This is a genomic window from Halobiforma nitratireducens JCM 10879 (assembly GCF_000337895.1).
In the GTDB taxonomy this organism is placed as follows: Archaea; Halobacteriota; Halobacteria; order Halobacteriales; family Natrialbaceae; genus Natronobacterium; species Natronobacterium nitratireducens.
This window is the reverse complement of the sequence record NZ_AOMA01000011.1, coordinates 40749-46835: the sequence shown is the minus strand read 5'-3', so window position 1 is coordinate 46835 and position 6087 is coordinate 40749. Positions and strand designations below refer to the sequence as shown.

Genomic DNA, 6087 nt, shown 5'->3' with positions numbered 1-6087 from the left:
AAGACGGCGTCCAATTCCCTACAAGTCTCACGAAGAACAGTGGAGTGAACGCCTGAGAGGAGGATTAGATGACCTCGCAACGGAGCAGGCCGAGTGGTACTCCGTGGCGAGCGGAAACTGGCAGGATTTAAGCAAGGCCGGAACGGCGGTTCGAATGGATATGAGACTACACGAATATCAGGCGAAGGAGGTCTTCGCCGACGCCGGCATCCCGACGCCGGCATCACAACTCGCCTCCGATGTCGACGGGGTCGTCTCCGCGGCAGACGAGATCGGGTATCCAGTCGCAGTCAAGGCGCAGGTACACGTTGGCGGTCGCGGCAAGGCCGGCGGCATCGAACTCGTCGAGGATGCCGACGAGGCCCGAGAGGCAGCCGACTCGATTCTGGGGATGGACCTCAAGGGCTACCACGTCGAGCAGGTCCTCGTCGAGGAGGCCGTCGACTTCGCGAACGAACTCTACGTCGGGATCACGATGGACCGCGGCGAGGGCAAGCCCGTGGCGATGGTCTCGACCAAGGGCGGCGTCAACATCGAGGAAGTCGCCGAGGAGGACCCCGACGCGATCGCACGCGAGCACATCGATCCGTCCTTCGGCATGCATCCCTACCAGGCCCGCAAGGCCGTCTACGATGCGGGCGTCGACAAGTCGGTCGCCCGTGACGTCTCGAGTATCCTGAAAACGCTGTACGATCTCTGGGAGAGCCGCGACGGCTCCGACGTCGAGATCAACCCGCTGATGATCACCGAGGACGACGAGGTCATCGCGGCCGACGCCGTGATGAACGTCGACGAGGATGCGTTGTTCCGCCAGCCCGAACTCGCCGAGATGGAAGAGGAGGCGGCGGGCGGTGACGAACTCGAGCAGAAGGCCGACGAGTACGACTTCGACTACGTCCGTCTCTCGGGCAACGTCGGCATCATCGGCAACGGCGCTGGACTGGTGATGACGACGCTGGACCTCGTCGATCACTACGGCGGCGAACCCGCCAACTTCCTGGACGTCGGCGGTGGCGCGAAAGCCCAGCGCATCGCGAACGCGCTCGATATGGTCTTCTCGGACGACAACGTCGACTCGGTCGTCTTCAACATCTTCGGCGGCATCACCCGTGGCGACGAGGTCGCCCGCGGGATCAACGAGGCGCTCGGGCAGTTCGACGAGATTCCGAAGCCGGTCGTCGTCCGGCTCGCCGGCACGAACTGGGAGGAAGGCATGGAGATTCTGAACGAAGACCTCGTGACGGTCGAACAGACCCTCGAGGACGCGGTTCAGCGTTCCGTCGAGTACGCTGACGAGGTGAACGAACAATGAGCGTTCTAGTCGACGACGACACGCGCGTGGTGGTACAGGGCATCACCGGCGGGGAAGGCAAGTTCCACGCCGAACAGATGATGGAGTACGGGACCAACGTCGTTGCCGGTGCGGTCCCGGGCAAGGGCGGTCAGGAGGCCGCTGGCGTCCCGGTCTACGACACGGTCCACGAAGCTGTCGACGAAGAAAACGCCGACACGTCGGTCATCTTCGTCCCGCCGGCGTTCGCCGGCGACGCGGTCTTCGAGGCGCTCGACAGCGACCTCGATCTGGCCGTCGCCATCACGGAGGGCATTCCGACCCAGGACATGGCCAAAGTCAACAAGCGCCTCTCTGAGACCGACACCCGACTCGTCGGCCCCAACTGCCCCGGTCTCATCACGCCCGGCGAGGCCAAACTCGGCATCCTCCCAGGAAACATTTTTGCCGAGGGGAACGTCGGCCTCGTCTCCCGCTCGGGAACCTTGACCTACCAGGTCGTCGATAACCTCACGAACCGTGGTATCGGACAGACGACCGCCATCGGCATCGGCGGCGACCCGATCATCGGGACGAGCTTCATCGACGCCCTCGAGCTGTTCGAGGACGACGACGACACCGACGCGATCGTCATGTGCGGCGAGATCGGCGGCGAGGACGAGGAACAGGCGGCCGCCTACATCGACGAACACGTCGACACGCCCGTCGCCGGCTTCATCGCGGGCCGTACCGCGCCGCCGGGCAAGCGGATGGGCCACGCCGGCGCGATCGTCTCCGGCTCCGGGACCGGCACCGCAGAGAGCAAGATTTCGGCCCTGAACGACGCCGGTGTTCCCGTCGGCGACACTCCCGAAGAGGTCGCCGACCACATCGAAGAGTTCCTGGCCTAAGGGCCTGCGGAACGGTTTCGGTCTGCGTTCGTTTCACACCGATCGCTCGAGTCCTCGAGCGCGTTCGTTTTCGGCTCCTGTCTCCCCATCGACCTCGAATCCGACCCTGGACTCCAACCCTCGAGCAGGGCCGTAAACGCTTCAAGTCGATTCTTCGAATGGGGAGATATGTACGATAGGGTCTTTGCGCCGACCGACGGTTCCGACCGCTCGGAAGCCGCCCTCGAGCACGCGATCGATCTCGCCAGTACGTACGACGCGACGTTGCACACTCAGTACGTCGTCGAGTCCTCGCCGGCGTTTGGCAACGATCTCGACGGCGACACCGAAGAGGAAGTCTACGGCTCCCTGTTCGACGCGGGCGAACGAGCCGTCGAATCGGTCGCCACCCGCGGGTCGACCGAGGGACTCGAGGTCGAAACGGCGGTCTCGAGAGGTATTCCTCACGAAGAGATCCTCGCGTACGTCGAGGAGAACGATATCGACCTCGTCGTCATGGCGACCTCGGGGCGAACGGGGACGTCCCGGGAGCTGATCGGGAGCGTCGCCGAACGGGTCGTTCGTGCGTCGCCGGTGCCGGTCGTGACGGTCAACGTCGATGACTGAGACGGGTTACTGTCCGTCGGTTCCGGTACGACCGCGACCCCATAGCGGTTGTGCCTGTATATCGGTACAGCACTCCTACGAGTGACTGGATGTCGCTTCGGGTCGTCCTGTTAGTTCTCGGACGCGCTTGCGAGACTCGAGCGCGGTTGGCGACGGCGGCCGCTTTCCTCGAGTACGATCGGTCCGATCTCACTCGATCCCGGACGATCTCGTCGTGTCTGACAGCGTGCAACGGTCGGAGTAACACGCGAGATCGGACAGGTGGTGGGACACCAGGGCGCTAAAACGGCAGTTTCGAGAGCAGTCGACTGAAGAACCCTGGCGTTTCGTCGTCCGAACTGCTGGTTTCGGTGTCGGTTGCTGCTCCGTAAGCCGTGGTCGACGCCGTGGGGTCGTCCGCGGAAGCCGAATCCTCGGCGTCCGTCTCGGGAGTTGAATCGGACGTGGTCCGGAACGCCGAGCGGGACTCGTCGAGACCGTCCGACGCCGCTCCGTCGTCCGCGTTGCGGTCGGCTACTCTTTCCTCGTTGTCCTGACCGTCCCGTTCCGGTGCCGACTGCTCCGTCTCGGAACTGCTGGCATCGGCCGTCTCGCCGTCGCTCGAGGACTGACCGTCGGTGTCGGCGTGCGTTTCGTCGAGCTCCGGTTCGGTTTCGGGTTCAGGTTCGGGTTCAGACACCGACTCCGACTCCGTCTCAGTCCCGATCTCGATATCGACGTTGGCCGCCCAGTCGATGTCGGGTTCTGTGGCCGTCGAAGACCCGTCACGTTCGTCGTCACGAGCCTCCGCCTTCTGTTCGGCGTGCTCACCATCGCTGTCCGGATCGACCCAGAGGAACTCCTGGTCTTTCGTTCGGCCCGTCAGCAGCAGATCCTCGAGTTCGCCCTCGTCGGCGAGGATGTCCTCGTCGAGGTCGGCGTCCGGCTCCGGTTCGGGTTCCGGTTCCGGTTCGTCGGCGGTTTCGATGATGTCGTCCGGTGTCTCGTCCTCGAGCAGTTCGTCGGCGTCGTTGCCGACGGTGCTTTTGAGTTCGCCGAAGACGGAGGCTGCAGTTCGATCCTCGATCCCGTTCCCGTTCCCGTTCCCGTTTTCGTCCCCGTTCCCGTCCACGTCCCCATCGGTTCGCTCGTCCGTCTGTCCCCCGGAACGATCGTCGATCGACGGCTCCCCGACGGCGTCAGTCGCAATCCCGCCGAACAGGTCGTCTGCACTCGAGGAGAACTCGAGTCCACCGCCGCCCGCGCCACCGGGCTCCCCCGTATCGTCGTCGAGCGTACTGTCGGTCATAAGTCGATTTCGTACAACTACATTTTCACAGCTATTTAACTTTTGGAATTTTTGCACGGAGGACGTGCAAGAGGAGATCTACATTAGCGTGTCGGCCGATCACGCGAGTGCCGGCGGCAAGTGGTGGACATACGTCCAGATTAAACGAGTTTTCTCGAAATCGACAACACGACGGGACGAAACGAGCGGCTCGTGGCCGTCCGAACTCGGTCGGTGTCGTGTCTCACACTTCTGGCCGTCGGCTGTCGTTTCGATCGTCCTGGAGACACAGGAGAGGGGAGGCCGGATTCGAACTGACCATCCGTACCCTCCGGAATCCGTCGATACGATGAAGCGACGATCGGCACGCGGGTGTGTGTCCGATACACACTCTCGACCGGAACCGTGAGAGTAAAACGACCCCGTGATTTCCGTTCACGCGAATGGCAGACCGTGACCGCGGGTTCGACCTCGAGGGTCGAGCGGCCGTCGAGGAAAGCAAACGGAGGGGGCAGCTATCACCCGTCGATCGGGTAGCCGAGCGTGGTTATTTCGCCTCGGCGTCCGGTGGTAATCTCCCGGTGCTCGAATCCGAGGAACTGCTGGTGTTTGGCTCGGACAACTATCTGGGACTGACTGACGACCAGCGGGTCCAGAACGCGGTCCGACAGGCCGCCGCGGCCGTCGGCACCGGGGCCGGCGCGAGCCGACTTCGAACGGGCGATACGCTGCTTCACCACGACCTCGAGCGACAGCTCGCGGAAACCGAAGGAACCGACCGCGCGCTCGCCTTTCCATCCCGGTATGCCGCTGCTGCCGGCGTACTCACCACCCTCGAGCCGGACGTCGTCTTCGTCGACGAGGCGACACACCCGTCTGTCGTCGACGGCTGCCGGCTGGCCGACGCCGAACTCGTTACATACGACCACTGCGATTCCGAGAGTCTCCGCTCGGCACTCGAGGCTCGGGCAGCCGAGGGAACTGCGACCGAGTCCTGGCTCGTCGCGACGAACACGGTCTTCGACGTCGACGGCACCGTGGCTCCGCTGGCAGCGATCTGTACAAGCGCCGCGGAGTTCGGTGCCTGGGTCGCAGTCGACGAAACCCACGCCACCGGGCTCTACGCGGGCGGTGGCGGGGTCGTCCAGGCCGAAGGGCTCGAGGAGCACATCCACGTCCAGTTCGGATCGCTCGGGACGGCACTGGCCAGCCAGGGCGGCTACGTCGCGGGAAGCGACGCACTCGTCGACTGTCTGCTCCAGGAGTTACGACTGTTCGACGCTTCAGTCGGGCTTGCCCCGACGGCTGCCGCAGCCGCGAGCGAGGCGCTACACCGCGCCCGACACGGCGACGCCCGCGAGCGCATCTGGGAGAACGTCGCTCACCTCCAGGACGGGCTCCGGACGATGGGTCTAGATGTCCTCGGCGAATCACAGATTCTCACCGTTCGCGTCGGCGACGAGTCGGACGCCGTCGCGCTGGCCGACGGACTCCGCGAGCGTGGAATCGTCGCACCGGCAGTTGCTCCGCCGTTCGCTTCGGACGAGGAGTGGCGGCTTCGCGTGACGCCGATGGCGACCCACGAATCCGACGACGTGGTCGACTGTCTCGAGTCGCTACAGGCAGCCGGCGAAGAGATCGGACTGCTGTGACCGGCCCACGTTCCCCGTCGCTTGCACTCGCGGGCGGGTAGTCGGATACGAAGCCGGTCACACGGAGGTCGGTGCTGGGTCCCCGTCGACGGTCACCGACTCGTCGCGCCGGCGTGCCCGTTCGGAGTCGTTTTCGCTTTCGCTTTCGCGTTCGTTTCCACCCTCGAAGTCGGATTCGAGTTCGTGATCCAGCAGCCGCGATACGATCTCGGATTTTCGGTGTTGGACCTCGAGGTGAACCCGAAGCTCCGATCGGCAGTCGTATCGCTCAGTACAGAGGGGACATCGCCGTCGATCGATCAGTTGCCTGTTCATCGCTACCAGGTAACGATGGTGATGGACGTAAGCGTATCGTCTATCAATCCGGCGAAACGATCGCTC

At 64.0% G+C, this 6087-nt stretch carries 6 protein-coding genes; 4 read left to right on the top strand and 2 right to left on the bottom strand.

All coding sequences use genetic code 11. The annotated features are described in order from the left end of the window. Window positions 1-160 precede the first annotated feature (160 nt). The 3 genes from sucC (at window position 161) to C446_RS01665 (ending at window position 2787) form a co-directional block, all read left to right on the top strand. Window positions 161-1312 carry an ADP-forming succinate--CoA ligase subunit beta gene (gene sucC, locus C446_RS01675; protein ID WP_006671315.1) on the top strand — a complete coding sequence of 384 codons (1152 nt, stop codon included), beginning with the start codon at window positions 161-163 and terminating at the stop codon, window positions 1310-1312. Further along, window positions 1309-2181 (top strand): succinate--CoA ligase subunit alpha, encoded by an 873-nt coding sequence (gene sucD / locus C446_RS01670; RefSeq protein WP_006671314.1) that lies wholly within the window; start codon window positions 1309-1311, stop codon window positions 2179-2181. Before sucC ends, sucD begins: the two co-directional genes overlap by 4 nt. A gap of 168 nt (window positions 2182-2349) precedes the next feature. After that, window positions 2350-2787, top strand: coding sequence for a universal stress protein (locus tag C446_RS01665; RefSeq protein WP_006671313.1), 438 nt, complete (start codon window positions 2350-2352; stop codon window positions 2785-2787). A gap of 280 nt (window positions 2788-3067) precedes the next feature. Here C446_RS01665 and C446_RS01660 read toward each other — a convergent pair whose 3' ends face one another. Then, the gene (locus tag C446_RS01660) at window positions 3068-4075 is read right to left on the bottom strand and encodes a hypothetical protein (RefSeq protein ID WP_006671312.1); all 1008 of its coding nucleotides are present in this window, start codon (window positions 4073-4075) and stop codon (window positions 3068-3070) included. A gap of 422 nt (window positions 4076-4497) precedes the next feature. On the opposite strand from C446_RS01660, the gene C446_RS01650 reads away from it, so the two are divergent. Next, window positions 4498-5706, top strand: coding sequence for an aminotransferase class I/II-fold pyridoxal phosphate-dependent enzyme (locus C446_RS01650; RefSeq protein WP_006671310.1), 1209 nt, complete (start codon window positions 4498-4500; stop codon window positions 5704-5706). 57 nt (window positions 5707-5763) lie between these two features. Here C446_RS01650 and C446_RS01645 read toward each other — a convergent pair whose 3' ends face one another. Beyond that, window positions 5764-6021: a hypothetical protein gene (locus C446_RS01645; protein ID WP_006671309.1), complete on the bottom strand. Its 258-nt coding sequence runs from the start codon at window positions 6019-6021 to the stop codon at window positions 5764-5766. Window positions 6022-6087: the final 66 nt, after the last annotated feature.

What these genes read in the sequence shown, in the direction of transcription:
- sucC (WP_006671315.1), top strand. Translation starts at nt 161, where the DNA reads ATGAGACTACACGAATATCAGGCGAAGGAGGTCTTCGCCGACGCCGGC.
- sucD (WP_006671314.1), top strand. Translation starts at nt 1,309, where the DNA reads ATGAGCGTTCTAGTCGACGACGACACGCGCGTGGTGGTACAGGGCATC.
- C446_RS01665 (WP_006671313.1), top strand. Translation starts at nt 2,350, where the DNA reads ATGTACGATAGGGTCTTTGCGCCGACCGACGGTTCCGACCGCTCGGAA.
- C446_RS01660 (WP_006671312.1), bottom strand. Translation starts at nt 4,075, where the DNA reads ATGACCGACAGTACGCTCGACGACGATACGGGGGAGCCCGGTGGCGCG.
- C446_RS01650 (WP_006671310.1), top strand. Translation starts at nt 4,498, where the DNA reads ATGGCAGACCGTGACCGCGGGTTCGACCTCGAGGGTCGAGCGGCCGTC.
- C446_RS01645 (WP_006671309.1), bottom strand. Translation starts at nt 6,021, where the DNA reads ATGAACAGGCAACTGATCGATCGACGGCGATGTCCCCTCTGTACTGAG.